Raw genomic sequence first — 26,412 nt, 5'->3', positions numbered from 1 at the left:
GTCGCCCGTCTCTACGGCTCCACCAGCCCGCGTTTCTTCAGCAGCGCTTCCGGCGTCGCCGCCCGGCCGCGGAAGGCCCGGTAGGCGTCGTTCGGATCGGCGCTGTTGCCGGCCGAATAGACATGCTCGTGCAGGCGTTGCGCGGTTTCCGGATGGAACGGATCGCCGGCCTCCAGGAACGCGTCGAAGCCGTCGGCGTCCAGGACCTCAGACCACAGATAGCTGTAATAGGCCGCCGAATAGCCGTCGCCGGAGAAGATGTGGGCGAAATGCGTCGGGCGGTGGCGCATGACGATCGCCTCCGGCATGCCGATCTCCGCGAGCGCGGCTTCCTCAAACCGGGTCGCGTCGAGGTCCTCGGCCGTGTCGAGCATGTGCAGCTTCATGTCGACCAGGGCCGAGGAGACGTATTCCACGGTGGCGAAGCCCTGGTTGAAGTTGCGCGCCGCCATCATCCGCTGCAGCAGATCCTCCGGCATCGGCTCGCCGGTCTCGTGATGGACGGCGAAGCGCTGCAGGATCTCGGGCCGCTCCAGCCAGTGCTCGAACAGCTGCGAGGGGAATTCTACGAAGTCCCGCGTCACCGCGGTGCCGGAGATCATCGGATAGGTGACGTCGGACAGGAGCCCGTGCAGGGCGTGGCCGAACTCGTGGAACACGGTGCGCGCGTCGTCGAAGGACAAAAGCGTCGGCGCGTCGCCCGATGCGCGCGAGAAGTTCATCACGTTGACGATGATCGGGCGGATGTCGCCGCCCAGCTTCTGCTGCACCCGGAACGCGCTCATCCAGGCACCGGAGCGCTTTGACGGTCTGGCGAAGTAGTCGCCGAGGAACAGGCCGACATGGCCGCCGTCCCTGCCGGTCACCTCCCACACGCGCACGTCGGGATGATAGACCGGCACGCCGGTCTTCCCGGTGCCGGTCTTCTCGGCAAAGGTGAGGCCGAACAGCCGCCCGGCGGTGTGGAAGGCGGCCTCGATCACCTTGTCGAGCTGCAGGTACGGCTTCAGCCGGCCTTCGTCGATGTCGTAGTCGGCGGCCCGGAGCTTCTCGGCGTAGTAGCGCCAGTCCCAGGCGGCGATCTCGTGGTTGCCGCCCTCCGCGCTCGCCAGCGCCTGCAGCGCCGCGCGCTCGCGCTGTGCCCGATCGCGGGCCGGCGTCCACACCGAGGTCAGGAGCTCGAGCGCCGCCTCCGGGCTGCCGGCCATCGAATCGTCCAGCCGGAAATGGGCGAAGGAGTCGTGGCCCTGCAACCGCGCGCGCTCGGCGCGCAGCCTGACCATCTCGGCGATGATCGCGCGGTTGTCGGTGTCCCCACCGGTCTCGCCGCGCGCGATCCAGGCCTTGAACGCGGTTTCGCGCAGGTCGCGGCGGGCGGAGAACTGCAGGAACGGCTCGATCGAGGAGCGCGACAGCGTGACGACGTGCTTGCCGTCGAGGCCCCGGTCGGCGGCAGCGCGGGCCGCCGCGTCGCGCACGAAGCCGGGCAGGCCGGCAAGATCGCCTTCGCCGTCGAGCACCAGCGCGTAGGATTTCTCGTCGGCCAGCACGTTCTGGCCGAACTGGATGCCGAGGCTCGACAGCCGTTCGGAGATCTCGGCGATGCGCGTCTTGGTGGTCTCGTCGAGCCCGGCGCCGCTCTTCACGAACGCCTTGTGATAGCGCTCCAGGACGCGCGCCTGCTCGCGCGTAAGGCCGGCGCCGTCCTGGGTCTCGACGATCCGCCGCACCCGGGCGAACAGCGCCTCGTTCATGAAGATCGCGTTGTAGTGCCGGGTCAGCGTCGGCGCGATCTCGCGCTCGATGGCCTGCAAGTCGTCGTTCGTGTGCGATCCCGCCAGGTTGAAGAACACCGAGGATATCCGCCTGAGCCGCCGCCCGCTCGTCTCCAGCGCCTCGATGGTGTTGCTAAACGTCGGTTCGGCCGGATCGGCGATGACGGCGGCGATTTCCGCGTCATGCGCCGCCAGCGCCGCTTCGAAGGCCGGCCGGTAGTCGACTTCGGTGATATCGCCGAACGGCGGCAGTCCGTAGGGCGTGGTCCAGTCGGCGAGAAGCGGGTTCGGGCGCTCGGTCGTGGTCGTGGTCATCGGGTCTTTTCGCTGCGCGGAGGGATCGGGGATCGATACCTCCGACATATAGGGGCCGTATGGCAATCCTGCATCTTGCGTGGATGATCGACTTTGGCCGTCGCGATCGTCTTGCAATCGCGCCGCGTTGCGATTAGGTATGCCGCTCGCGCAGGCTGGTTTCAGCCCCGCGCGACGGAGCATTGGTCCTTCAAACGGACCGATATCCTCTCCAAAGGCGCCGGTAGCTCAGCTGGATAGAGCACCAGACTACGAATCTGGGGGTCGGGAGTTCGAATCTTCCCCGGCGCGCCATCTCGCATTTTTCGCCGCAAATCTCACCTAAAGCCTTGAATGGAAAGGCAAAATTAGGTGTTCGAAGTCCCTCATTCCGGCTATATGCCAAAGGCTCCAGAAACGCCAGTCTGAGGACTGTTTTCTTACCTATCAGATCGGTATTATCCCATATATTCCAAGGGCTTGAGAGGAATTGAAGCGCGTGTTCGAACGACTCCTCCCAGGTAAGCCGGGGCTTGCCGTTTGTCACCAGCTTTTCTTCGGCCAGCGCCTTTTCCCGCTCCAGCTTTGTTATCCGTTTTTCATAGGCCGCGATTACCGACGCGTTGCCGGAATCGACAATGCGGTCGAGCAATACTTCGATCTGCTTTTCTACCTGGACGACGTTGGCCTTTAGCGCCTTTGATGCGTGTTTGGCCTGTGCAAGGCGCATGTCCCATGCGTCCTTGAACATTGCCTTGACCAGCTTGAACAGGCCCTCTGACGGCTGCAAACGCTGCAAGACGTCCTCGAACTCGGCTTCAAGCTTTTCCCGGCTGATCGACTTGCGATAGCTCTCGCAGCCCTTCGTAGCGCAAAGATAATAGGGATACTTGCGGTGCTTGCCCTGCGACCAGCAGGCCGTCAGAGGCTTGTCGCAATCATCGCAAAGGATGAATCCGCGCAGCGGAAAGTCCGCATTGATATCTTTGCGGGCCGGAGCCTTCGCCGTGGTCTTGAGTCGCGCCTGTATCTTCTCGAATGTCTCGAAGCTGATAAGGCCCTCGTGCTTGCCCTTGCGCAAGCCTACGCCCCAATTCGGCGCTTCGACGTATCCGGCATAGACCGTGCGCGTCAGCAGATCGTAGATGCGCTGATTGCGGATTTCTCCGTTCGGCAAATCTTTCGGGAAAGACGGCTGGCGCTCCAGGAAACGCTTGACCTCAACCTGTGTTGCAAAGCGCCCCGAAGCGTAGCCTTCGAGCGCTTCTTGCAGGACCGAGGCATTGGGCTCATCGCGCACCAGCAGTTTTCCGTGACCGCTTTCGCGTTCGTAGCGATAGCCGACCGGTGCCTGAAAAACCCAATAACCATTTTGAATCCGTGCCCGCATGCGGTTCACGGTTTGCTCGCCATTCTTCTGGCGCTGATGCTGCGATACAGACGCCAGAAGGTTTTCGACGAGTTGGGAATCGGAATCCTCGCCAAACTCGATTGACGGGCTGACCAGAATGCCGCCCGCGTCGCCGATCTTCACCCGTAACTCGAAATGCGCCATCAACCCGCGCGCGAGTCGGCTGATGTCGTCGATAATGACGGCATGCGGCTCTTTGCGCTGTGCTTTCAGGAAAGACAGCATCGCCTGCATACCGGGCCGCGAGGTGAGGCTGCCAGAGCTATCGTCGCGAAATACTTCGACAACCTCATAGCCCTTGTACTTGGCAAACTCGCGGCAGCGGGTTTCCTGGGAGGAAAGGCCGTCACCGCGCACCGTTTGCTTCGCACTCGACACGCGGCAATAAATGACGGCCTTTACAATCTCCGTATCTGTTTTTTCATGAATGTTCATTCTACCTACAGTCCATCCAACTGGCTGGAATCCAACAACTTTTTGGTTTTATCCAATCCGTTCGATTTTACCTTATCGAACGCCTCTTTTGGCGACTGAGAGGAAGTCTGCGAATCTTGTCCACATACTTCTTGCAGCGGATGAACGCCAAAACCGAGTTCAACAAACGTCACGACGACAGACCACAGGGCTTCCAGAAAATCTTCCTTCTGCGCGTCATCCAGGTCAGGATCGTCAATATACGACTGATATTTACTGATATCGACAGTAACAACAGGCCGGGCCGACGTATCGAAACGCTCAGACAGACCATTATTGCTGCCATTTTTCCTTTCGTCCAACATTTCGTGCCTCTATCTTTAGTATACTACCTAAAGTAGTATTATGACAAATACTGACGACACCCCGGTAAGGGGAACTAGAACGGGATGCCGTCGTTAAAATCACCGTCGGGAACGGTCTTTTCTCCGCCCAGGTCTCGAAGCGCTTCATAAGCATTGTCTGCTTGCTCACGCGCTTCCATCAGGTCGAGCGCATGGCAAAGAGCCATTGCCGCGAACGCCTCGACATCTTCGAAGGATGCCTGTGCCGCCATCTTTTCGAGCTTCGGCCCATAGGTCTTTCCAAGATCGAGCGTGTAAAAATATTCAATCATTTCCGCTCTCCCATGAGCTTGTTCCAGTCGGGCGGCAGGAAGGTTATGAGTCGGCAGGTCTTGCCATACTCAGGGAACTCGACCCGCCGTCCCTGGATGCCGTAATAGGCGCAATAGCGCACCGACTGGCACGGCTTGCCTGATCGCATCGGATGGCGACACTGATAGTCCCATCCCGCATGCGGCGTTCCGACGAACAGCGCGAATGCAGCCGTTCCGGCGAGAACCAGGATGCGGGGACGCATGAGCATTGCCCGCACCGCCCGCGCAACAGACCCGGCGAACCGTTTGATACGTCCGCCCCGCTTGCGCGGCTGTTTTGCGCCGATGACTTCAATGTCAAACTCATCCATTGCTCTTTTCCTTCCGCCGGTATTTCAGCCGCACCAGCGGCATTTCGACCGGGTAGTTTCCTTCAACCGGATTGCGTGCGGCCCATGACGCCCAGGGCGCGATGAACCAGAACGGCAATCTCTGTGCCCGGAGCGGCGGCAGCGCCTTGATAAAAAGAAGCTGCTCATGCTCGCCCATCAGGCGAATCTGGTCAGGCGACATAAGCGGCCTGCCGGTCTCACCCAGGCTTTCGCCAATCTCGTCGTTGTCAAAACGACCGAGACTGTAGTTTCGGGCTTTCACCGTCCGCTGCCCGAGCGCCATTGAAAGCGTTCTGGCGAGCTGGTCGTCCTGGACGGCGAAAAACTGAGTCACCTCAGCCTGCGAAATCACTGTCCTCGTAGTATGTGGTCCATACAGCCGGATAATCTCGGACAGTTCCTGGACAAAAGCCCAGACCCGAACGCCAAGACCGGGCAGGGCCGTCAGACTTTCCGCGAGACCCGAGAGCTTGCCCATGTTGGCGAACTCATCGAGCAGGAACAGCACCTCGCTTTTTCCCGAGGACCGCGCGACGGCTGTAATAGCCTGCCGGGTCAGCAGGCCGAGCCAAGCCCCATGCGTTGCGATCCTGTCTTGAGGGATCACCAGATAGACGCTTGCCTTGCCGTCTTTCAGTTCCCGGAAATCGACATCGCTGCCGCTGACCGCTTCGCCGAGCCAGCTCACCGGATCGAAGATATCGAGCGCCTGCACCGCCCCTTGCCGGAAGTCGGCAAACTGATCGGGGTTGTCCTTGATCTGGTATGCGAGGTCTTGACCGAGATCGGCCACCATTCCGAAAAGCGCGTCGGACTCCTCCATCTCATCGATCAGTTTCCCGATACGCCGCGTGTTTGAGAGCACCCGCCACATTTCCGGCAGGGTGCAGGTTTCGGGCGCGCCGCGTGTTGCCAGATGCAGCATCACCGCGCGCAGGATCGTGCGCGCACCTTCCCGGAAATACCTGTTCTTCTGATCTTCCGGCTCCGGCAGGAGCTGCAAGGCCAGCGCCTTGGCTTCGTCCGCTATCCCGCGCAGCAGGGCTGGATCGTTTGCCGCATCAAGCAGCGGCTGTAATGGATTGCAGCGGTGCTGCGGCAGGCCGTGCAGCCCCCAGGGATTGAGGACATAAACTTTCTGACCGAGCCGCTCCGCGCGATGCGCCGCCGTGACGGCTGCCAACTCGCCTTTCGGATCGGTGACAAACACCGACCCCTGAAAGTGCAGCAGGTTCGGAATGACGACATTGATGCCCTTGCCCTGGCGGGCCGGGGCGACTGTCAGCAGGTGCGCCTTGCCTGAATAGAAGATCGGCTGCCCTTCAAGCAGACCGAGATAGAGGCCGCGCGGATTCAGCAAGCCCGCCTGTCCGCACTCATCGAGCGTGGCAAAAGCCGCTTCGCCAAATGTTCCCGAGGGCGCTTCGGCCTGCTTGCGTTGTTCACGCCGCCGCCAGGCATTGTAGTAACCGACCAGCCCGCCGAATATCGCCATCGCGCCGATGAACTTGAAAAAGCCGAGATAGAACTGATCGCCAGCATTGGGGTCTGCGCCGGTCAGCTCGGGCCAGTAGGCGGCGAGCGCGTAGAAAGAAACGCCGACAAGCAAGCTGCCGGTCGGCGATCCTGTTTTGTTATTTGAGGGGCGGGCCATGCCGAACATCCCAGGAAAAATGCCGATGTCGCTGACCGGGCCGATGTTCGCCGTTCCGGCAAACATGGCAGGGAAAGTGAACGATCAGCTTCTGGTAGTCGAAGGGCGAGAGCCCGCAGCGTGGGCAGACTTCGTAGAAAGTGCCGCGATATAGAATCGTGCGCATAGGATTGATCCTTTGCCTTGAATTCGGTTGCTCTCGTCTTGATTGAAGGGGCGGGGCGATATTCCGCCCCGCCCGGCAATACGGATTACCGCTTGCCGCCGCGATCCTGCTGGCCTTTATTCACACCGGCATCGGTGCTTTCTTTTTGCTGGGAGGGCATATTGCTCGTATCAACCTTCCCGCCGTTAAGCCCGGTCTTGTAACCGTGGCTATAGCCGTTGTTGCTCATTGCGTTCTCCTGTCTTCAACTTCGATCCACGAGCCCTATATTGTTGGCTTAAGGCAGCGTTGTTTCGGCTGACTTTTCGTGCGATCAATCCAAACATAGGTGCGCTTTCCGCAAACTGGCTTGGACAGTGAATGGACAGCTATGGATTTCGTCAGGAGATTTGAGACCCATCAGATCGAGCGGATCAGGCGTGCCGTCATTGCTTACCGCGACAAGCACGATGTCGGCGATGTTGTGCTGACAAAAGAAATTCTGAGGTATCTGCCAAAGAATGTGACTTACGACTCGACGTTGAAAAACGTCCAGCGTTTGCGCAACGGCGAGAATATGCGCGGCGCAACCTTCCTCAATGCTTGCGTACAATTTCTTGAAGTCGAAATGGTAACCCCGCCCGAAGAAGGTTTGGGGCTGGCGATGAAGCAATTCGTCGGCGATGGCGTCAGGTACGAGAAGCTCTGGAAGGAACTGGAGGGGGACTATGGCCTCCGCGTTTTGGGCGAAACCGCGCCCGACTTTTCGGGTGATATCTTTCCGACGCTCGAACAAGGGTACGGCGTCCCGATCAGGCCGACTTACGATCAACCGTCAGTAATCATGTTCGCCGAATTGTCCATCAGCCAGGGCGAAAGCCTGGACTATGGCGTTGCGAAGGAAAGGCATTATTTGCGCAAAGACGAAGCTGCTGACGACGAAGATTCTGGCGAACCTGCTGAAAACTGGATTGATCGCAAAGGATTTTGCCTGCCGATTGGCAGGCAGGATTTACTCATCATGATCCGCGATTTCCGGTTCAGCCACATGTATGTGCTGACGCGGGAACCATCCGGTTTTTCGGGCAGGCTGGTCCTGCCGTCGCCTTACGAAACGCTTACCGGACAAAAGCCAGCAATCCCCTGGCAGTCGCAATACGATGTTGTGTTGCAGCAAGTGCCTCGCGCGTATCGTACCGATGGATGAAAGGCGACTGCTGCCGGAGGATTCCATTGACCTCAAACCGGAGGTAAAATGGGCGCATGCGTGTCCTGTTTGTCTGCACCGCCAACAAGCTCAGAAGCCCGACAGCCGAGTCTGTATTCCGGGATTATCCTGGTATTGAGAGCTTGTCGGCTGGCACTGATCCTCACGCACCGACGCCGCTTTCAAAGGAACTGATTGAGAGTGTCGATCTGATAATTGCGATGGAAACGCACCACCGCGAGCGTATCAGGAAAAAGTACAAGCAGCGCCCAGCCGACGGACGGATCATCACGTTGCATATTCCCGATGAATACGAACGCGACGACCCCGCCCTGATCGAGCTATTGAAGAAGCGAGCAGGGCCAGTTATCCGGCAATATCAGCACCAGACCGAATAGGGTCGAACAACGCTTCGAACACCGGTTTCAGCCAATCGCAAGATGTGTTTTGTAGTACAAAACTATCTTGGCAAGGGGGCCCGCTGCGCGCCCCCGTTGCATCCCCCCGGCCTTTGCTCCTTCAGGGCATTGAGCCCATTCCAGAGCCAGTAGACCGTATCGCCGGTCAACCACTCGCGGGAGACTTCGCTCACCCTGCACCCATCGACTCAGGGGCGTTCCTGCCCCCGAGACCCCTGACCATTTCATGGAGACGCCTTCATCGAGACCAAGGAAGGGAGCTTTCGCGCTGCCCCTTACCCTGGACCCATCCCATCGAGCAGGGGCCTTCGAGCCCCTTGCATCCCTGACCAACCCTGCGCGGATTGGATGCCGCCATCTTGTCGAAGATGGACCACGACCAACCTTACGCAGGTTGGATATGCGCCAAAGGAACGCCGCAGGACCCGACATTTTTCATAACTGTACGGCAGGATTTCTACTACACAATTGTGTATCCATTGGTTACACTCCGCGCCATGAAAGATGTCGGCCTTCGCATCCGAGTTCAGCGCGATCTTCGTGACGCCTTTGTTGCTGTGTGCCGCGAGCAGGATAAACCTGCCGCACAGGTGCTACGCGAGTTTATGCGCGCTTACGTGGAGAGCCATCCCATCGAAGAGGCCGCGTCGTCGAAACAACAAACCAGAAAACCCGACTAGCAAGTCGCTAAGTAGTCCAGCAGGAGGCAAATTGTACGAGAACGCTTTCAACAAGATCGAGAGGGACCTTCGCGCAGAAGAAGGCATCGCAAATGAGCTGGACTACGTAGAGCAGACTTCATGGGTGCTGTTCCTGAAGTACCTTCACGATCTCGAAACCGAGCGCAGTGATCGCGCTGAACTCGACGGCGAGGACTACACCCCAATCATTGAAGGCGAATTCAACTGGGACAAGTGGGCCGCACCAAAGAAGGATAGCGAATTTGATCATAACGCCGCCCGCATTGGCGACGATCTGATCAAGTTCGTTGATCAGGAGCTTTTCCCGTACCTTGGGTCCTTCCGTCAATCTGCGACGAGCCCGCAAACGATCCAATATAAGATCGGCGAAGTCTTTACCGAACTGCGCAACAAGTTTCGCTCGGGCTATATTCTTCGTGACGTGCTCGAAGCCGTGGACGGCCTGTCTTTCAACACCCAGGCCGAGCGGCACGAGCTGTCCCAGCTCTACGAAACCCGTATCCGTCGCATGGGCAACGCGGGGCGCAATGGGGGCGAATACTACACGCCGCGCCCGCTTATCCGTGCCATGATCAAAGTCACCGCCCCCAAGATCGGCGAGACGATCTATGACGGCGCAGTCGGTTCGGCGGGCTTCCTCTGCGAAGCGTACGACTACCTGCGCACCGATAAGCTCTCCGCGTCCGAATATGAGACCCTGCAAGCCAAGACATTCTTTGGTCAGGAGAAGAAGGGCCTCGCCTACATCATCGGGATCATGAACATGGTCCTGCACGGCATCGAGGCTCCGAACCTGATCCACTCCAACACGCTCAATGAGAACGTGATGGATATTCAGGAAAAGGACCGCCATGACATCATCCTCGCCAATCCCCCCTTCGGTGGTGGCGAGCGGCGCGAGGTGCAGCAGAACTTCCCGATCCGTACGGGCGAGACGGCATATCTGTTCCTGCAACACTTCATCCGCAAGCTTAAGGCAGGCGGGCGGGCAGCCGTGGTGATTAAGAACACCTTCCTCAGCAATACCGACAGCGCCTCGATCGCCCTACGCAAAGAACTTTTGGAGGCCGCGGAATTACATACAATCCTTGATTGCCCGGCAGGTACGTTTCAGGGGGCCGTTGTGAGGACCGTGGTGCTGTTCTTCGATAAAGGCGCACCGACGCGGGATATCTGGTATTACCAGCTCAACCCTGGGCGCAGCCTCGGCAAGACCAACCCGCTGAATGACGATGATCTGTCTGAGTTCGTGAAACTACAACGCACTCGCGCGCCTGGGCTGAATAGCTGGATCGTGAACCGCGCCGATCTGGACGAGGGGACCTATGACCTATCGGTCAAGAACCCCAACACACCGGAGGCTGAGGCGCTGCGAAGCCCCGAAGAGATCATTTCCGACATGCTGGCGCGGGACGCTGAAACGGCACAAATCCTTGAAGACATTCGGGGGATGCTGTGAGGTCAGTGTGGAGCCACGCCACTTTGGGTGAAGTCTGTCAAATCCAGTCTGGCGCTGGCTTCCCACTCAAGCATCAAGGTTGCCCCAAAGGAGACTTCCCCGTCTTCAAGGTTGGCGATATGAATACCGTTGGAAACGAAGATTACCTGATTGAGACTCCGAATTATATTTCTGAGGAAATTAGGAATGCACTTGGCGCAAAGGTGTTGCCGCCCGAGAGTATCGTATTTCCAAAGGTCGGTGGTGCAATCGCGACGAACAAGAAGCGGCGGATCAAGGTCGCTAGTTGTGTAGATAATAATATTATGGGACTTATTCCCGACCAAGAGAAGATTTCATCTGACTTCTTAGCTTGGTGGATGCGTGGCATTGACATCTACGAGTTCTCAAACAAGGCAAATCCTCCCTCTATCACGCAGGCCACTGTCAAAGATTGGCCGATAGCGATCCCGCCTCTCGAAGAACAACAGCGAATTGTCGCGGTTCTAAATGAGGCCTTCAGGGGTCTAGCCCGCGCCCGTGAAAATGCTGAAGCCAACCTCCAAAACGCGCGAGAATTATTTGAGAGTATCAAAGCGGATGAACTTGGCCGTTGTGTGTCAGATGGCGAGAATGTCACCCTCTCCGATGTTGCGGAAATTAAATCGAGTCTCGTTGATCCACGAGAAGATTCGTACATCGACATGCTTCACCTCGGCGCGGGGAATATGATCACGGGAACGGATGAACTCATTGACGTAAAAACGGCGCGTGAAGAAAAGCTGAAGTCTGGCAAGTATCTCTTTAACGAAACAACCGTCCTCTATAGTAAGATCAGGCCCTACTTAAGAAAAGCTGCTAGGCCTGACTTTCAAGGACTTTGTAGCGCAGACGTCTACCCTCTTACTCCGAACCCCGACAAGCTGGATAGAGACTTCTTATTTCACATGCTCTTGGGACACGATTTTACGGAGTATGCAATCAGCGGCTCAGACAGAGCGGGCATGCCCAAAGTGAATAGGAAACATTTGTTCGCCTATCGTTTCGAACTGCCACCACTGGATATGCAGCGGCGCATCGCTGAAGTTATCGATGAAGTACATATTTCTTGCCGAGCTTTGAGCGAATTAGCAAACAAGAAGATTCAGGACATTGAAGATCTTCGACAATCACTTTTGCAGAAAGCCTTCGCGGGCGAATTAACATGACGTAACGAGTAAAGACGATGAGTATTCACGACGAAACCGAAGCCGATACCCGCGCCGAGCGCATAGACCCCGTTCTTGCGGCGGCGGGCTGGGGACAGAACGGCTCAAAGGTTCGCCGTGAAGTCATCTGCCCTGGGCGGATTCAGTCGGGCGGTACGCGCGGCAAGGGGCTGTCTGCCGACTATGTACTGATCCACAAGGGCCAGAAGCTCGCTGTACTGGAAGCCAAGCGCGCAGGCGTCAGCCACCGCAACGGTGTTGGACAGGCGAAAGACTACGCGACCCGTTTGGGTTCGCGCTATGCCTACGCGTCGAACGGCTTGAGCTGGTATCAGATCGACATGGCGAACGGGGCCGAGGGCGACATGGACTTGCCCTTCCCGACTCCCGAAGAGCTATGGGACCGCACCTTTGCCGATCAAAACGACTGGCGCGAACGTTTCGGGGCGGTGGATTTCGAGACGGACGGCGGCAAGTGGGAGTTGCGCTACTACCAGCACAAGGCAATCACGGCAGCGCTTGAAGCTTTGGCGAAGGGTGATCGGCGCATTCTGCTAACGCTTGCCACGGGGACGGGCAAGACATCCATCGCCTTCCAGATCGCGTGGAAGCTCTTTCAGGCCAAATGGAATCTCACGGGCGAGCCGGTGCGCCGTCCGCGCATCCTCTTCCTTGCTGACCGCAACATCCTTGCCGATCAGGCCTACAACGCCTTTTCCGCTTTTCCGAATGATGCGGTGACAAGGATTGATCCGGACACGATCCGGAAGAACCATGGCAAGCCGCCGAAAAACGCGAGCCTGTTCTTTACAATCTTCCAGACCTTCATGACGGGCGAAGGTGAGCCCGTTTATACGCAGTACCCGCCTGACTTCTTCGACTTCATCGTCATCGATGAATGCCACCGAGGCGGCGCGAAGGACGAAAGCGAATGGCGGCGCTTGCTTGAGTATTTTGAGCCCGCTGTGCAGCTTGGACTGACAGCGACCCCCAAGCGCAAACACAACGCAGATACCTATGCGTATTTCGGGGACCCCGTTTACACTTACGCCCTGCGCGATGGGATCGAAGACGGATTCCTGACGCCATTCAAGGTTCGCCAGATGGCGAGCACCATCGACGAGTATGTCTATGACGGCAGCGACGAGCTGGTTACTGGTGATGTCGAAGCAGGTGAAGCCTTCTCTGAAGGCGATTTCAATACTCGCATTATCATTCCCGAACGCGAGCTGAGCCGCGTGAAAGAATTCATGGGCCAGCTCGACCAAAGGCAGAAGACGCTGGTCTTCTGCGCCACGCAGGACCACGCGGCTCTGGTGCGCGACCTGATCAACCAGGTGAAGGACAGCAAAAACCCTCACTATTGCCACCGTGTCACTGCCGATGACGGGGCTGTCGGCGAACAGCATCTTCGCGACTTCCAAGACAATGACAAGACGATCCCGACTGTTCTGACGACCTCTCAGAAGCTCTCGACGGGAGTGGATGCGCGCAACATTCGCCATATCGTGCTCATGCGCCCGATCCGCTCCATGATCGAATTCAAGCAGATTATCGGTCGCGGTACGCGGACCTACGAAGGGAAGGACTTCTTCACCATCTGGGATTTCGTAAAAGCACATGAGAACTTCAACGACCCTGAATGGGATGGTGAGCCGCTTGAACCAGAGCCCCCAAGAGGCCCGCGCGTCCCTCCTGCCGGACCTGAGCCAGGACCGGACGAAGAGCCACCCGAACCGGGCGGAGAAGGGCCCGAAGAACCGCCACGCGAGAAAATTGTCGTGAAGCTTTCGGATGGAAGCGTTCGGAAAATCAAGTACATCGCGTCAACGACCTACTGGAGCCCTGAAGGTAAACCCATTTCTGCGGCAGAATTTCTCGAACGGCTGTTTGGTGATCTGTCCGGGATTGTGCCTGACGAAGATCACCTACGCACAGTTTGGAGCGACCCTGACAATCGTGATCATTTCTTGCAGCAGCTTTCTGATCGCGGTTATGACGCGGATCGGCTCAATGACATCCGAAGACTTGTCGATGCTCCCGACAGCGACCTGTTCGACGTTCTCAGCTACGTGCTGTTTACGAATCCGCCGAAAACCCGACACGAACGCGCCGACAATGTTCGGTCAGTAGGAATGACTGACGCAGACGGCGATATGAAAGACCTGCTTCTAGCGATACTTGCGGCCTATGAGGCTCGTGGGGAAAGCGAACTCGCGACCAAGAAGCTCGGCACATTCCTGACGGCGCGCTACGGCAGTGTCAGCGAAGGCAAGGAAAAGCTGGGCGGTCTTGCGACGGTCAAAGACGCCTTCCGGAATATGCAAACATCGCTTTACTCTAACTGACCATCCAGCCGCCTTAAGAGAGCATGATGGTTAGTCGAAGTAGGACCAATCTACCGATGCTTTTATCGGATTCGATGTTTCGCCCGGTTTATGACCTGACTGGCCATTGCAGATGGGAAAGCAGCCGTAGTGCTTGAGGAAATCACTTAAGAAAAAATTTTCAATGTCAAAAAGGTTGTCGTTACCATAGTTGCTTAGCACGTTGGCAGAATAGTACGTAAACTTCACCTTCTGTGCCTTCGCGTAGTTGCTAATTCCCATGTTACCGGACTGGCCAGACAAATGGCCGCCGAGCCTCTTGAATAGGCTGTTTTGTTTTGACTCGCTCATGCCGATGTAGATCAGCTTTGAGTTCGAGAAGGGATATGAGATTTCACTTTCGGTTAAATAGATAAAGTAAATTCCGGCAATGCCGCGAACGAACTTGATTTCTTGCTCGTTGAGGTTGTATGTTTGTGTAAATAATATTCGCATTTACTAATACTAAACGGGGGGGACGGGCTTTGGCCACCGAAAACATCAAGACAGCTTCGCAGGTTATTACGGAGTTCCTGGACTCCCAGGCGAAGGATGAATCCCTCGATATGGACACCGTGTCCGCTGTTACCGAGCTGCGCAAAGATAACGATCTGAGCAAGATCAAGTTGCTGCGAGCGCTGGAAGAGGCGCGGAAGGACGCGCTCACGGCTGTCGCGGCGGACAGCGGGCAGACCGGTCATGACTAAGATTCACAAGCTCAAGGTCTCGCGCTTCCGCGGGGCACGCTTCGAGCTTCCGCTCGATTTTTCGAAGAAAACCAAGAGCGTTGCCATCTTCGGCGAGAACGCATCGGGCAAGAGCACCATCACAGATGCGCTTGAGTGGTTCATTCATGACCGCGTGGACCATTTGTGGCGGGAGGATTGCAAACAAGACTCGTTGCGCAATGTCCTGGCCGACGACGAGCCCAGTAGCGTCGAGTTGGTTTTTGACGGCACAGACCGCAACGGAACCAAGGCACTCTCAGCAACGCTGAAAACCTCAACCACCTATGCCAATGACAATGTGGGGCAGCTCATCGCCGACCTGAAGAGTGACAATATCATTCTCAGACACGCCGACATTGTAAACTTTCTCGATAAGACAAAGGGCGGAAAGCGCGAAGCTATTGCCGATATAATTGGCTACAGTGAAATTACTAAGTTCAGAAATGTCTTGCTGCAGACAAAAAACCAGCTTGAGAAAGAAAGCGAATACACGACAGCAAAGCAGCAGATTCAGCGCCTTCAATCCGGAATGATTGAAGAAACAGGTCAGGTGGTTCCAAACAGAAATGAGTTTTACGGTATTGCCGAAAAAGTCATGGAGCCATTTGAGCTTAAGACAAAAGTTGCAGACGAAGAATCCTACGCCGAAGCGCTGGAAGAGCTGCGGGGACAGGGAAGCAGTGAAGAGAAGATACGCCTGGCGGAAAGACTCGCGCAGCTTGAAAAGGCATGTAGTGAACTGGTCGGTGACATTGATCAGGTCTCTCAGGACGCCAAGGCGTTTACGGAAAAATACAATGCCATCGCCAAGGAGAACGAGAACGTCAACAAGCTGCGGCTCAGCGATTTCCTGTCGCGCGGCAAGGCCGTTCTCGACGACAAGGTCTTCACCGATCCGCAATGCCCGTTTTGTCTTAGTCCCTACGAGCTTTCACAACTTCAGGAAGAGGTCAGCAAGCGCCTCGAAGCCTTGGAGGCTTTGCAACAGCAGCTAGATGAAGCAGGCTTGCTCAAGGATGCGCTTGCTGAAACCGTCACCACTGCGGGCCTCAAGACGAAAACGATCACAGAGACTTACTCTGATCTGGAGGATTTCTCATCGCTGATCGAGTCTGCCAAGACTGCGCGCCTCAAGCTTCGGACCTTTTTAGCAGACCTGAAATCTGCCTTCGATGAGAAGAGAATTTTTGCAACCCCCGCCAATTTTGATTCTGATCTCAAGGCGTTGCGTACGGAAGCCGAAAAGGCTGTGAAGCACGCCAATGAGGCTGCCAAGAAGCTGCAACTCACAGAATTGGAAAAGAAGGTCGCAGCCACGTTGACCAAGCTTAAGACGGTCAGCGACCAGGTGAACGACTTTGAGACTTACCAGAAGATAAAAGACGCGTATGAAGGCCAGATCATTACCCTTTCCTCGATACTGGAAGCCTTCATCAAAGTTCAGAATGGCGCGCTTCAAGCCGTACTCGACACGATCAGCGCTGATGTCGGGAAGTTCTACGCGGCGCTTCATCCCAAGGAGGCCGTGGACAAAGTTCGCCTGTCGATGGTTGGTGATGAAGGGGTCGAGTTCCAGTACTCGTTTCATGGCACGCCCACTCAACCGCCTCGCAAGTATTTAAGTGAGAGTCACCTTAACAGCCTCGGCGTCGTGCTGTTCCTTGCGAACGCGCGCATCTTCAACAAGCACGCCAAGTTCCTTGTTCTAGATGATATCGTTACAAGTTTTGATACATCCCATCGCCGCAGGCTCTTGCGCCTATTGCGCGACGAGTTCGCCGATTGGCAGATCATCATCCTGACGCACGAGAATATTTGGTTCGACATAATCAAGAAGGAGATGGGACAGCATGGCTGGATCTTTCATGAGGTCCGGTCAGATGATGCCAATGGCATTCTTCTCGAAAACAGCCCCGCAACGCTGAAAGAGATCATCGAGCAGAAGAAGGGCAAGGAAGACGTCACCAATGACCTGCGCAAGCTGCTGGAGCTTGTCCTCAAGAACATCTGCCAGGCACTCGAAGTCAAAGTGGCCTTCCGCTTCAACGATATAAACGAAAAGCGCATGTCCGACGAATTGATCAGTGCGCTGCGTTCGACGTTGAAGGACAAGTCTCCCGATCTGCTGGATACGCAAATCTTCTCTGATCTGGCAGGCTCCGCTCTTATTGCGAACCTGGTCTCTCACGATAATGCCGATAAAATCGTCGGCGAGGATATCGATGTATTGCTCGAAGATATCGAGAAACTGGTTGCGCTTTTTGTTTGCGAGCATTGTGGCCGTCATATTCGCGCAGACGTCAAAGTGCCCGGTGAGAAAGCCATTTCCTGCAAGTGCGGCAAGTCTCAAATACCCTGGAAAACTTAGTCATTGGCACCCCATTTCGGGACGGGCTGTCGTGAACCGAGCCCGTCTTTGCCGGTCTCGGCCATTCGGCTTCCATCCCTTGCGCATGATTTTCTGACAGCCCTGGTGGGCTGACTTTCTTTCCTGTTTGGGGGCCTGCGGCCCCGTCCTCCGTCAAGACCAAGCCCTTCGTTTCGCTGCGGGCACAGCCAGCGGTCTCCCCATCCTTCCGCACTTCGTTTGTGCAGGGCGGGTGATCCCCCACCGCTGTCTGCGGTCTGGACGGTCTCCCCCCGCTCATTGGCGCGGGCCTAGTCCGGTTGCATGCGCAACCGGCTAACCAAGGAAGGAAAAAGCCAATGAAAACCGATATCTATCAGAAAGTGACCGACAAGATCATTGCCGATCTGGAGCAGGGCGAATTGACATGGCTAAAGCCGTGGTCCGCCGGAAACATGGACGGGCGGATTATCAAGCCGCTACGCCATAACGGCCTTGCCTATAGCGGTATCAATGTCTTGATGCTGTGGGGCGCGGCGATGGAAGCAGGGTTTATTTCGCCATACTGGATGACCTTCAAACAGGCCAAGGAACTTGACGCGCATGTCCGCAAGGGCGAGCGCGGCAATCCGGTGGTCTACGCGAACACAATCACCAAGACCGAGGAACAGGACGACGGCAGCGAAGAAGAACGGACAATCCCCTTTATGAAGGCGTATACCGTTTTCAACGTCGAGCAGATCGACGGATTGGCCGATCACTACTATGCCAAGCCCGAGCCCGTCATTGATCCGTCAGAGCGGATCGAGCATGCCGACAGTTTCTTTGCGGCGACCGGCGCAGACATCCGGCATGGCGGCAACCGGGCTTTCTATAGCGGCGGCAGCGATCATGTGCAGATGCCTTATTTCGATAGCTTCCGCAGTCCTGAGTCATACTACGCCACGCTGGCGCATGAGCTGACCCACTGGACGAAGCCCCCGAAGCGACTTGACCGTGAATTCGGACGCAAGCGGTGGGGCGATGAAGGCTATGCTAGAGAAGAACTGGTTGCCGAACTTGGCGCAGCGTTTCTTTGCGCCGATCTGGCTTTGACGCCAGAACCCGGCACCGACCATGCAGCCTATATTCAGAGCTGGCTGAAAGTCTTGAAGGAAGACAAGCGGGCGATCTTTAGCGCCGCCGCCCATGCCCAGCGGGCAGCGGATTTCCTGCACGGCTTGCAGGCCGAACCCGAAACCAAGGCCGCCGCCGCGTAAGCGGCGGCTTCCCACCTGGAAAAATTGCGCCCGCCATCGGCGGGCGTCTAAGGCATGGTTTGAGGAATTCGATATTAACTCAATCAGATTGAGCTTTCAGATAAAATCATAAACTTGAGATTGGTTTGAGAATCGTGTAATATACTCAGTATGGCTGCGCAAAAGACATCATTGCTAAACCGACTGGAAAAAGACCTGCCCGAAGGGCTGGTTGTCGATGCGGCATGGCTGGAAGAGCGCGGCATAGCCAGCAATCTGCGCGCTTACTACGTCAAGAACGGCTGGCTCGAACAACCCGTGCGCAGCGTCTACAGACGACCGCGCGGCACGCTGAGTTGGCAGCAGGTCGTCATATCGCTCCAGACCTTGCTGCTGAGAGCGCCGCTTTTCGTCGGCGGGCGGACCGCGCTGGAGCTACAAGGTTTTGCGCACTATCTCTCGCACGAGATCAAGACCGTTCATCTGTACGGTCCGGCAAAGCCGCCTGGGTGGCTGAAAAAACTCAATCTTCCTCAGCGTTTCGTCTATCACAACAGTGCTACGCTTTTCCGGGACGACCCCATCACAATGGGGCTGGGTAGTCTCGCCTGGAACATATCCGAAGAAACAGGACGCGACCTGAGCCGCTTTCAGGGCGGCAGCCTTGCGACAATCGCATGGGGTCAATGGGATTGGCCGCTGACGCTCTCGCAGCCGGAGCGCGCCTTTCTCGAAATGCTCGATGAATTACCGCGTCACGAAAGCTTCCATCAGGCCGACATGATTATGCAGGGCGCTGCTAATTTTAGTCCAAGGCGGCTACAAAAGCTGCTCGCCGACTGTGACAGCGTAAAGGTAAAGCGCCTGTTTTTCTTCTTTGCAGATCGCCACCGCCATGCCTGGCTTAAACGTCTAGACAAGGAAGCAATCGATTTCGGGACCGGCAAGCGCATGCTTGTGCCGGGCGGCAAGCTTGATCCGGTCTATCTGATAACCGTGCCGGAGGATCTTGATGCCGTTTCGTGACCAATACCAACGGCAGGTCCGGCTTTTGATGCGCCTAATCCCCATCGTCGCGCGCGAAACCTGTTTTGCGCTCAAGGGCGGCACGGCCATCAATCTCTTTATCCGGAATATGCCGCGCCTCTCGGTCGATATCGACCTGATGTATCTGCCGATGCACGGCAGGCCGCAGGCCCTGGCCGGGATCGATGCTGCCATGAAGCGGATCAAGGCGGCAGCGCTGGCCGAGATTCCCGGCGCGCGCGTGACCGAAAATGTCAGCGAAGGAGCGATACTGCGTCTTCTGGTCTTTGCAGACGGAACGCAGGTCAAAATCGAACTCTCTCCCGTGATGCGCGGCGTGGTCAAAGAGCCTGCTGTAATCGCGGTTACCGAGGCAGTGGAAGACGCCTTCGGCTATGCTGAAACGGCAGTCGTTTCCTTTGAAGACCTTTATGCAGGGAAACTCGTCGCCGCGCTGGATCGCCAGCATCCCCGCGATCTCTTCGATGTTCGCAGCCTCTTTGCAAATGAGGGCCTGACGGACGAATTGCGCGAGGCTTTTGTCGTTTATCTTCTCAGCCATAACCGTCCCATGGGCGAAGTGCTTTCCGGACGCGTCAAAGACCTCGCCGATGAATACCGCGACGGATTCGAGGGCATGACTGAAGAGCCCGTTGCCATCGACGGGCTGATCGAAACACAGCAGCAAATGATCGCGGCGTTGATCGGCGGCATGCCCGACCGGCACCGCGATTTCCTGATCGGCTTCGAGCGCGGCGAACCGGATTGGTCTTTGCTGACAATCCCACACGTCGCCGACCTCCCGGCTGTCCGCTGGCGACAACAAAATCTCGACAAACTCAGCCCCGACCAGCGTTCGGCGCTGGTCGATCTGCTGGCAACTTCACTCGAACGACGCGCAGAAGCTTGACTGCTTCCCGGCGAACACCGGGAAACAGCCGACGGGATCAGAAGCCTGGCGGACGTATCGCCAGCTCGTTCTCGATATTGCGTATCGATGCCAGTGCATCGCGGCGATCCTGCGAGCCGCGCGGGGCGCTGGCAAATGCAGTGAACGCCTCGCGGAGCAGACCGTGTAGTTCGGCGGTGCTGCGCGATGCCGCTTCAAATCGTGAGACAAGTTTCATCGTATCCTCCTTTGTTTCAAGGAGGCCCCGAACCGCTCAGGGCCTTTCGGCCCCGGCACACATCATCATCGGCCAGGTTGGCGCTGATGGTTCGGGCTGAACGCTGAAATAAAAAGGCGGATGCGCTTGAAACGCCGATCCGGTTTGCGGCGGTCGTCGTCGTCGGCATTGCTGAATGAAAACGGGATTGATCGGCAGGGCGCTGAACTGGATTTGCCTGCCGTCCCTGCGCACCAGAAGCGCAACGGTGCCTTGCGTCAGATACGGATTATCGCCGGACGGTACTGGCGATCTGCGGCAGTCCTGACCCGGATGCGGCTGGCCTTTTGGGCGGGGCGTGAATTTTCCAATCCCGTGCCGCTCTCACTTCTTTGTCTTAAGGCGGCTTGCATGAGGACGCTGAAAATCCCTGGCCGAATGCGGCCCGTTCTTCAATGGCCTGCCCGCACCACTCGGCCTTACGGCGCGACCGGGTTGACCATGAAGCCGTGCCTTTGCCTCCGGCCTGTCGGGAAGGCGTTAGCAAGCCACCACAAACAAAGGAGAGAGATAATGGCACGCGAAAATACAAAGACCACACACAACACCCGGCAGGCCCCGAAAGCACCCGATTACCTGGCCTGGCACGTCACACAGAAAGGCGAAAAATCCTTCTGGAACAAAGTCGGTGCTGCCTGGATGCACAAGGACGGAAAGGGCTACACCCTCCAGCTTGAAACCTGCCCGATCAATGGCCGTATCGTCCTGCGGACACCGCTGGAAGATACCGACCAACCCGGAAACGAGGGGCGCGCATAGCGCCCCTCCATTTGTTACCAAAATATTAACGATATAATTAACATTTTAATAAACTAAAACGATTTACAATAGAAGAAAGGGGAAATATCATTGAGCAGGCATGAGTAGTAGTAAAAACAAAGCATTTTCAATATTATACTTGATATTCGGCTTGATTATATTCATTCCGAGCGCTGCTCGCGCCCAATGCACAAGTCCGGCTGCGAACGCAGGACAAATCGATTTCTTTTCATCCGCAGGCGAAAAAGTTCACCGCTACTGCGATGGTGCCAACTGGGTACCTTGGGCAGGTCGGATAATGACCGGTATCCCTGAACCCCAGTACAGTTCAGCCGGGGGCAGCGCGACAACACCGGGCGGCAACGATACCGAAATCCAGTTTAACAGCGCCGGTACGTTTGATGGCGATGCCGACCTGACTTGGAACGCTGGAACCAACACAATGAACACGATTAATATCGATTACACTGGCTACATAACCGACATATCGGACAAGCGTCTGAAAGAGAACATTGTGCCTCTCGAAAACTCGTTCGAGGGCATAATGGCATTGCAAGCCTACAGCTTCACGATGAAGGACGATCAAAACCGCGCGGTCGAATATGGCTTGATGGCGCAGGACGTCCAGACGGTATTCCCGGAACTCGTCAAAACGCATGAGAACGGGATGCTCTCGCTGAACTACATCGGCCTGATCGCGCCGCTCATCGAGACCGTGAAAGCGCAACAGAGCGAAATCGAGAAACTGCGGTCGCGTCTGGATGCGCTTGAGGCGAGGTATGGCACCGGCATTGACGAACCTGCAACAGAAACAGGGGAGCAATGATCGGGTATGTGCGGAGTCTGACACCGATATTGCTTCTAGGCTTTGTTATCTGCCTGGCTGCACCGGCATATGCGGGGTGCACGAATCCAACCGATGTTGAAGGTGCCATCGTCTACAACGCCGATCAGAATGTTCCGCAGGTTTGCGCCGGATCGACTTGGGTTTCGCTGGGCACGCTGAATCCCTCGGCAGGGGGCGGCACCTGCTCCAACCCTACCGATACCGAAGGCGCTATCGTCTACAACGATGACTACGACATCCTTCAATATTGTGATGGCGAGAACTGGATCGCTGTGCAAGCAGCACCGTCAGGTGGCTTTCTCGGCTTTAGTGATCTGACAGATCAGTATCCATCAGAACTGATCACAAGCAATATTTTGCAGGTTGATAACGGAGGCGCCATCAGCATCACCGGCGGTGGCACGCCGCAATACCGTATTTGTGCGGATGATGCCTGTGGCTCGGAAACTCAAACATGGGGATCGGCATCCGGCTCAATCAACGCGGGTGAGTTCCTACAGCTCCGTCTCACCAACAATGCGTCGGGCAACACGGACACCGCCATAGTCACGGTCGGCGGCGCAAGCGAACAGTGGAGCGTGACGACATCCGTCAATGTACCGAGCGGATGCCCGACCGTTGGTAATGTGTGCTCCGACGGAAGCTATTACATCGGCGACATCGGGGCCGGGCATATTTACGTGATCAGCGCCGCCAACGAAGCCAACAAGACATGGAACGACGGGGCTTCTGGTATTACAGATACAAACGCCAACAGCACGACAGACGGCCAAGCTAACACGGCGTTGATTGTCGCGGCTACGGGTAACGGCGATTATCCCTATGAGGCAGCTCTTTTTTGTGATGGCTTAGGTGCCCACGGCCACAACGACTGGTATATGCCCGCGCAAGATGAATTGAACCTATTATGGAACGGCGGCACGCCGGTGGCCGGCGTGCTTACAGACGGCACCAACTACTGGTCGTCCACGGAAAATACCGGCACCAATAATGCTTATCGGCAGAGGTTCAGTGACGGCGTCCAGGGCACCTCTAACAAGCGTGATAACGCATTTCCAACTCGTTGTGTCAGGCGGCCATGACGGTATTTCTCCATCCGCGCAACACAGGGCTGCCCTGTGGAAAAATATGCTCGCGTGATGCCTGCCAAAAATCGCCCCCCTCGTCGACCGATGGTGTGTATTGGTACGTCAGCTATGGCAGCGGCGATTTTGCCGTGCTGAACGCCTGCAATTGACGCGCCCGTAAACACCCAATCAAGGCTCAAAACCACGGCGGCGCGAACGCTGATCGCGTGTGCGCTTGCGGCGGTCTGACTTTTCCTCTTTGATGCGCTCTCGCCTGCGATCACGTTCATCGCGATCCAGAGTCCGGTAGTTCGCCACGTCCTCGCGCAATTGCATCAATTCGTGCTGCGCGACTGAACGCTGCGCTTTGCCGTCCCGTTGCAGGGTTTGCCGTTCTTCAATTTGTTTGAATACGAGCGTATCTTTTTCGACCCGGTCGCGTTGCCAGGCTTGCAGCGCCTCGGCTTCGTTTTGCGCCCTGACTTTGGCATAGCGACCGGTAAGGCGGTGCCAGATTCCCGATATGCCGCGCGGCAGGCGCTCCGCGCGCTGCCTTGTTTCGGCCTGCCAGCGCTTTTCGTGCGCAGCCCACAGCTTTTGCCGCTCGTCTCGGTGGCGCGAAGCCATTTCCATTTTGCGAAACGCAATCACGGCCATGCGGTGCTTGGCATCGCGCTCGGCATCCTTGATATGGGCTTGAAGCTGCTGCGTCATGCCGGACGCGATCTCGGTTTTGACCTCACCGACAGCGCGCAGCCGTTTCGGATTGCCGAGCCTTGCCTCCAGGTCTTTGGCTTTCACTCCGGCGTAGCGGGAGAGCGAGTAGACCTCGCCCCGATAATCGACGGCGACAAAGCCGCGCCTATCGCCTTTGGCGAGCCAGAAGCCGCGTTCTTTCAGTGCCCGTTCGAACGATACCTTGTTGTCGGACGCCTGCCAGCATTGGCGGAAGACGGTCTTGATCTCGCGCGGGTCGAGCCCGGCGCGTTTGGATTGTTGCCATTCTTGCCGCGTGAAATTCAGCGGATCGCGCAGGCTGCGATCCTGCAAACCGCGTGGCATATCCCATTCATGCTCAAGATAGAGCTGCCGGGATATGTCCCGCAGCCGGGTCTTGTAGTGGGACATGTTGATTGCTCGCATCTGCTCTGTGTCGATCCGCGACCAGACGACATGCGCATGCCGCCGCCCGTCTTTTTCGTGAAAGACGATTGCGCGCGGTTGATTTTCCAGTCCGAGTTTTTCCTCGACCTGGGCAATGGCCCGCTCAAAACCCTCGACACTGACATTCGCACCTTCCGGTGGATTCAGGCTCATCGAAAAAAGATGGTTCTTGCAGCGTGTACCGCGCGCAATGGCGTCGGCTTCTCCGAATGCCTCCACCAGATCGTCGCTGACAAAGCCGCGCACGTCATGCAGTTCGACATGATCGTTGTCGCGCATACTCAGCAGGTAACGCGCCAGTTGCGGCGCGTCCCCGCGCTCCGAGGCTTTCAGGATCATGGCCCGCCCTCCGGGTTGCGGCCCAGCGCCCGCCTCAGGTCGTCGCGCATATCAGTGACAGCTTTGCAGGCTTCCCGAATTTCCTTTTCCGTATCCGGCGTGACCGGCAGCGAGCCGGTATTCACTGCCTTGGCAAGCTGATTCAGGTTGCTGGCAAGTCGCGACCTGCCAAGCGCGCCCAGAACGCGGCCCAGAGCCTGTTGATCCTTGATCGGACGTTTGCCGGTTCCTTTGCGCGGTTTGGCATCCTTGCCGAACAGCCTTTCGCGGATATAGGCACCGAGCGGTTTGTCACCCGCGTCTTGCTCAAGCCGAGTCCGCTCCCCGAAACTCAGCCGCAGCGAGAAGGGCGCTGGTTTCTTTTCGGTCTTTGGTTCCGCTAACCTGTTGAAATCATGGGGTAGGTTCGTCATGACCGCACCCCAGACTCTTAGAGTCTAGCTGTGCGAGATGGCGTTCCCACTCCTCAAGCGCCTCAAAGAGAGTGTTCGAACTTTCTCCTCCGAGGTGCGCCATTTCTTCTCCTGTCGATAGACCGGGCATTTGCCCTTTTGCGCCACGCGGTGCCCCTTGGCGCGCGACGTGCAGGTCCGGCTTGCCGGCCGCTGGAGGCTGCTTCGCGCCACAGCGAATTTCGCCCTTGGGCCCAGATGGGCTTTCCCGATTTCCCACCATGCCGACGCCCGGTAATGTGAACAGCTTGGAACAGAGGTCCGTCTTGAACGCATTGGTCATCGCATTCGCCCTGATGGTCTCGTCGGTATGGGCATCTCAGGCGCGGGCGGACACGGTTTGCACGCTCGTCTGCGATGCCGCGACAGGTGCAGTGCTGCTGGAAGAGGGCGACTGCCGGTCCCGTGTCACGCCGGCATCGACGTTCAAGGTGCCGCTGGCCGTGATGGCCTTTGATTCCGGAATTCTGACCGATGCGCATACCCCGGTCATGTCTTTTCGGAGCGGCGATCCCGACTGGGGTGGAGCCAAATGGACGCGGGATACCGGTCCCGCGGACTGGATGCGCTATTCGGTGCTTTGGTATTCCCGGCGGATTACCCATGCGATGGGGACGGAGGCCCTGACCCGCTACGCGCAGGACTTCGGCTACGGGAATGCCGACTTCACCGGTGATCCCGGTTTTGACAACGGGCTTGAGCGAGCGTGGGTCGCCTCGTCGTTGCGGGTCTCGCCCCATGAGCAGGCCGCGTTTCTGCGCGCGTTGGTGCTGGACACGCTGCCCGTTCGTCCGCAGGCGATGGCGCAGGCTCGCGAGATCGTCGAGAGCCACCGGGTCGGCGATTGGGTCATCCGCGGCAAGACCGGAACCGCCTATCCCCGGCGTGCAGATCGCAGCTTCGACTATGCGCGCGGTTGGGGTTGGTATGTCGGCTGGGGGAAGAACGGGGACAGGACGCTGACATTCGTCAGGCTGACCCAGGCTCGCGGCCGCCTATCGGGTTCGCCAGGAAATCTGACGCGGGACGCTTTCCTGCGACAATGGCCCAGACTGGTCGAACCATAACGGCAAGTCCGTCCGCATAGCGGCCCTCGGGGCATATCGTCAGCGGTCCGCGTCCGAACCCTGATCTTGGCGAAATCGGGCTCCCATCCTGTCATTTCGGACGACGGTCGTGCGTTTCGCCGGCCTGGCC

Annotated in this window: 26 protein-coding genes, 1 tRNA gene and 1 pseudogene; 17 read left to right on the top strand and 11 right to left on the bottom strand. The window is 57.2% G+C overall.

The genetic code is table 11. The annotated features are described in order from the left end of the window. Positions 1–11: 11 nt before the first annotated feature. The gene (locus MUB46_RS02940) at positions 12–2,090 is read right to left on the bottom strand and encodes a M3 family metallopeptidase (protein ID WP_261614359.1); all 2,079 of its coding nucleotides are present in this window, start codon (positions 2,088–2,090) and stop codon (positions 12–14) included. A 217-nt stretch (positions 2,091–2,307) separates the two neighbouring features. Here MUB46_RS02940 and MUB46_RS02935 point away from each other — a divergent pair. Further along, positions 2,308–2,384 (top strand) — tRNA-Arg (locus MUB46_RS02935). Positions 2,385–2,568: 184 nt separating this feature from the next. After that, positions 2,569–2,763: a hypothetical protein gene (locus MUB46_RS02930; protein WP_261614358.1), complete on the top strand. Its 195-nt coding sequence runs from the start codon at positions 2,569–2,571 to the stop codon at positions 2,761–2,763. Positions 2,764–2,925: 162 nt separating this feature from the next. Here the strand turns inward: MUB46_RS02930 and MUB46_RS24310 are convergent. From MUB46_RS24310 to MUB46_RS02900, 6 genes and pseudogenes are all read right to left on the bottom strand, one after another. Further along, a pseudogene (locus tag MUB46_RS24310) lies at positions 2,926–3,915 on the bottom strand (recombinase family protein); the annotation flags it as partial. A gap of 5 nt (positions 3,916–3,920) precedes the next feature. Continuing rightward, positions 3,921–4,259 carry a hypothetical protein gene (locus MUB46_RS02920; protein ID WP_261614356.1) on the bottom strand — a complete coding sequence of 113 codons (339 nt, stop codon included), beginning with the start codon at positions 4,257–4,259 and terminating at the stop codon, positions 3,921–3,923. 74 nt (positions 4,260–4,333) lie between these two features. Next, a complete protein-coding gene (locus tag MUB46_RS02915; protein ID WP_261614355.1) occupies positions 4,334–4,570 on the bottom strand; it encodes a hypothetical protein in 237 nt (78 codons plus the stop codon). After that, positions 4,567–4,923, bottom strand: coding sequence for a hypothetical protein (locus MUB46_RS02910; protein WP_261614354.1), 357 nt, complete (start codon positions 4,921–4,923; stop codon positions 4,567–4,569). Before MUB46_RS02910 ends, MUB46_RS02915 begins: the two co-directional genes overlap by 4 nt. Beyond that, positions 4,916–6,664, bottom strand: a complete 1,749-nt coding sequence (locus MUB46_RS02905) for a type IV secretory system conjugative DNA transfer family protein (RefSeq protein WP_261614353.1) — start codon at positions 6,662–6,664, stop codon at positions 4,916–4,918. The genes MUB46_RS02910 and MUB46_RS02905 overlap by 8 nt, the downstream gene beginning before the upstream one ends. A gap of 185 nt (positions 6,665–6,849) precedes the next feature. Then, positions 6,850–6,993, bottom strand: coding sequence for a hypothetical protein (locus MUB46_RS02900; RefSeq protein ID WP_261614352.1), 144 nt, complete (start codon positions 6,991–6,993; stop codon positions 6,850–6,852). Positions 6,994–7,134: 141 nt separating this feature from the next. Between MUB46_RS02900 and MUB46_RS02895 the strand changes: the two genes are divergently transcribed. From MUB46_RS02895 to hsdR, 6 genes are all read left to right on the top strand, one after another. Beyond that, positions 7,135–7,950 (top strand): hypothetical protein, encoded by an 816-nt coding sequence (locus MUB46_RS02895; RefSeq protein WP_261614351.1) that lies wholly within the window; start codon positions 7,135–7,137, stop codon positions 7,948–7,950. Between the two features lie 56 nt (positions 7,951–8,006). Then, on the top strand, positions 8,007–8,348 hold the full coding sequence (locus tag MUB46_RS02890) for a low molecular weight protein tyrosine phosphatase family protein (protein ID WP_261614350.1): 342 nt from the start codon (positions 8,007–8,009) through the stop codon (positions 8,346–8,348). A gap of 380 nt (positions 8,349–8,728) precedes the next feature. Next, entirely contained in the window at positions 8,729–9,049 is a 321-nt protein-coding gene (locus MUB46_RS02885) for a hypothetical protein (RefSeq protein WP_261614349.1), read from the top strand. Between the two features lie 31 nt (positions 9,050–9,080). Further along, positions 9,081–10,529, top strand: coding sequence for a class I SAM-dependent DNA methyltransferase (locus tag MUB46_RS02880; RefSeq protein ID WP_261614348.1), 1,449 nt, complete (start codon positions 9,081–9,083; stop codon positions 10,527–10,529). Positions 10,530–10,534: 5 nt separating this feature from the next. Next, entirely contained in the window at positions 10,535–11,716 is a 1,182-nt protein-coding gene (locus tag MUB46_RS02875; protein ID WP_261614347.1) for a restriction endonuclease subunit S, read from the top strand. A gap of 23 nt (positions 11,717–11,739) precedes the next feature. Then, entirely contained in the window at positions 11,740–14,064 is a 2,325-nt protein-coding gene (gene hsdR / locus MUB46_RS02870) for an EcoAI/FtnUII family type I restriction enzme subunit R (RefSeq protein WP_425256212.1), read from the top strand. A gap of 30 nt (positions 14,065–14,094) precedes the next feature. Here the strand turns inward: hsdR and MUB46_RS02865 are convergent, their stop codons facing one another. Then, entirely contained in the window at positions 14,095–14,538 is a 444-nt protein-coding gene (locus tag MUB46_RS02865; protein WP_261614345.1) for a hypothetical protein, read from the bottom strand. Positions 14,539–14,567: 29 nt separating this feature from the next. Here MUB46_RS02865 and MUB46_RS02860 point away from each other — a divergent pair, with 29 nt between their 5' ends. From MUB46_RS02860 to MUB46_RS02840, 5 genes are all read left to right on the top strand, one after another. Continuing rightward, the gene (locus MUB46_RS02860; protein ID WP_261614344.1) at positions 14,568–14,789 is read left to right on the top strand and encodes a hypothetical protein; all 222 of its coding nucleotides are present in this window, start codon (positions 14,568–14,570) and stop codon (positions 14,787–14,789) included. Further along, positions 14,782–17,178: a hypothetical protein gene (locus MUB46_RS02855; protein ID WP_261614343.1), complete on the top strand. Its 2,397-nt coding sequence runs from the start codon at positions 14,782–14,784 to the stop codon at positions 17,176–17,178. Before MUB46_RS02860 ends, MUB46_RS02855 begins: the two co-directional genes overlap by 8 nt. Before the next feature lie 338 nt (positions 17,179–17,516). Beyond that, positions 17,517–18,416: an ArdC family protein gene (locus MUB46_RS02850; RefSeq protein ID WP_261614342.1), complete on the top strand. Its 900-nt coding sequence runs from the start codon at positions 17,517–17,519 to the stop codon at positions 18,414–18,416. A gap of 150 nt (positions 18,417–18,566) precedes the next feature. Next, entirely contained in the window at positions 18,567–19,421 is an 855-nt protein-coding gene (locus MUB46_RS02845; protein ID WP_261614341.1) for a type IV toxin-antitoxin system AbiEi family antitoxin, read from the top strand. Next, on the top strand, positions 19,408–20,331 hold the full coding sequence (locus tag MUB46_RS02840) for a nucleotidyl transferase AbiEii/AbiGii toxin family protein (protein ID WP_261614340.1): 924 nt from the start codon (positions 19,408–19,410) through the stop codon (positions 20,329–20,331). The genes MUB46_RS02845 and MUB46_RS02840 overlap by 14 nt, the downstream gene beginning before the upstream one ends. A 37-nt stretch (positions 20,332–20,368) precedes the next feature. Here MUB46_RS02840 and MUB46_RS02835 read toward each other — a convergent pair whose 3' ends face one another. Further along, a complete protein-coding gene (locus MUB46_RS02835; RefSeq protein WP_261614339.1) occupies positions 20,369–20,548 on the bottom strand; it encodes a hypothetical protein in 180 nt (59 codons plus the stop codon). Between the two features lie 552 nt (positions 20,549–21,100). On the opposite strand from MUB46_RS02835, the gene MUB46_RS02830 reads away from it, so the two are divergent. The 3 genes from MUB46_RS02830 to MUB46_RS02820 all read left to right on the top strand — a co-directional run bounded on the left by MUB46_RS02830 (position 21,101) and on the right by MUB46_RS02820 (position 23,275). Then, a complete protein-coding gene (locus MUB46_RS02830) occupies positions 21,101–21,346 on the top strand; it encodes a hypothetical protein (protein WP_261614338.1) in 246 nt (81 codons plus the stop codon). Positions 21,347–21,644: 298 nt separating this feature from the next. Next, complete coding sequence (locus MUB46_RS02825; RefSeq protein WP_261614337.1) at positions 21,645–22,172, top strand: tail fiber domain-containing protein; 528 nt, start codon at positions 21,645–21,647, stop codon at positions 22,170–22,172. Continuing rightward, entirely contained in the window at positions 22,169–23,275 is a 1,107-nt protein-coding gene (locus tag MUB46_RS02820; RefSeq protein ID WP_261614336.1) for a DUF1566 domain-containing protein, read from the top strand. The genes MUB46_RS02825 and MUB46_RS02820 overlap by 4 nt, the downstream gene beginning before the upstream one ends. A 174-nt stretch (positions 23,276–23,449) precedes the next feature. Here the strand turns inward: MUB46_RS02820 and MUB46_RS02815 are convergent, their stop codons facing one another. Both MUB46_RS02815 and MUB46_RS02810 read right to left on the bottom strand, forming a co-directional pair. Continuing rightward, a complete protein-coding gene (locus MUB46_RS02815) occupies positions 23,450–24,763 on the bottom strand; it encodes a relaxase/mobilization nuclease domain-containing protein (protein ID WP_261614335.1) in 1,314 nt (437 codons plus the stop codon). Then, positions 24,760–25,176: a hypothetical protein gene (locus MUB46_RS02810; protein WP_261614334.1), complete on the bottom strand. Its 417-nt coding sequence runs from the start codon at positions 25,174–25,176 to the stop codon at positions 24,760–24,762. Before MUB46_RS02810 ends, MUB46_RS02815 begins: the two co-directional genes overlap by 4 nt. Positions 25,177–25,481: 305 nt before the next feature. Between MUB46_RS02810 and blaOXA the strand changes: the two genes are divergently transcribed. Beyond that, positions 25,482–26,282: a class D beta-lactamase gene (gene blaOXA / locus MUB46_RS02805; protein ID WP_261614333.1), complete on the top strand. Its 801-nt coding sequence runs from the start codon at positions 25,482–25,484 to the stop codon at positions 26,280–26,282. Positions 26,283–26,412 lie beyond the last annotated feature (130 nt).

This window comes from Microbaculum marinisediminis, assembly GCF_025397915.1.
GTDB classification, from domain to species: domain Bacteria; phylum Pseudomonadota; class Alphaproteobacteria; order Rhizobiales; family Tepidamorphaceae; genus Microbaculum; species Microbaculum marinisediminis.
Note: the sequence above shows the minus strand (reverse complement) of the source record. Positions and strands in the feature narration are given on the sequence as shown.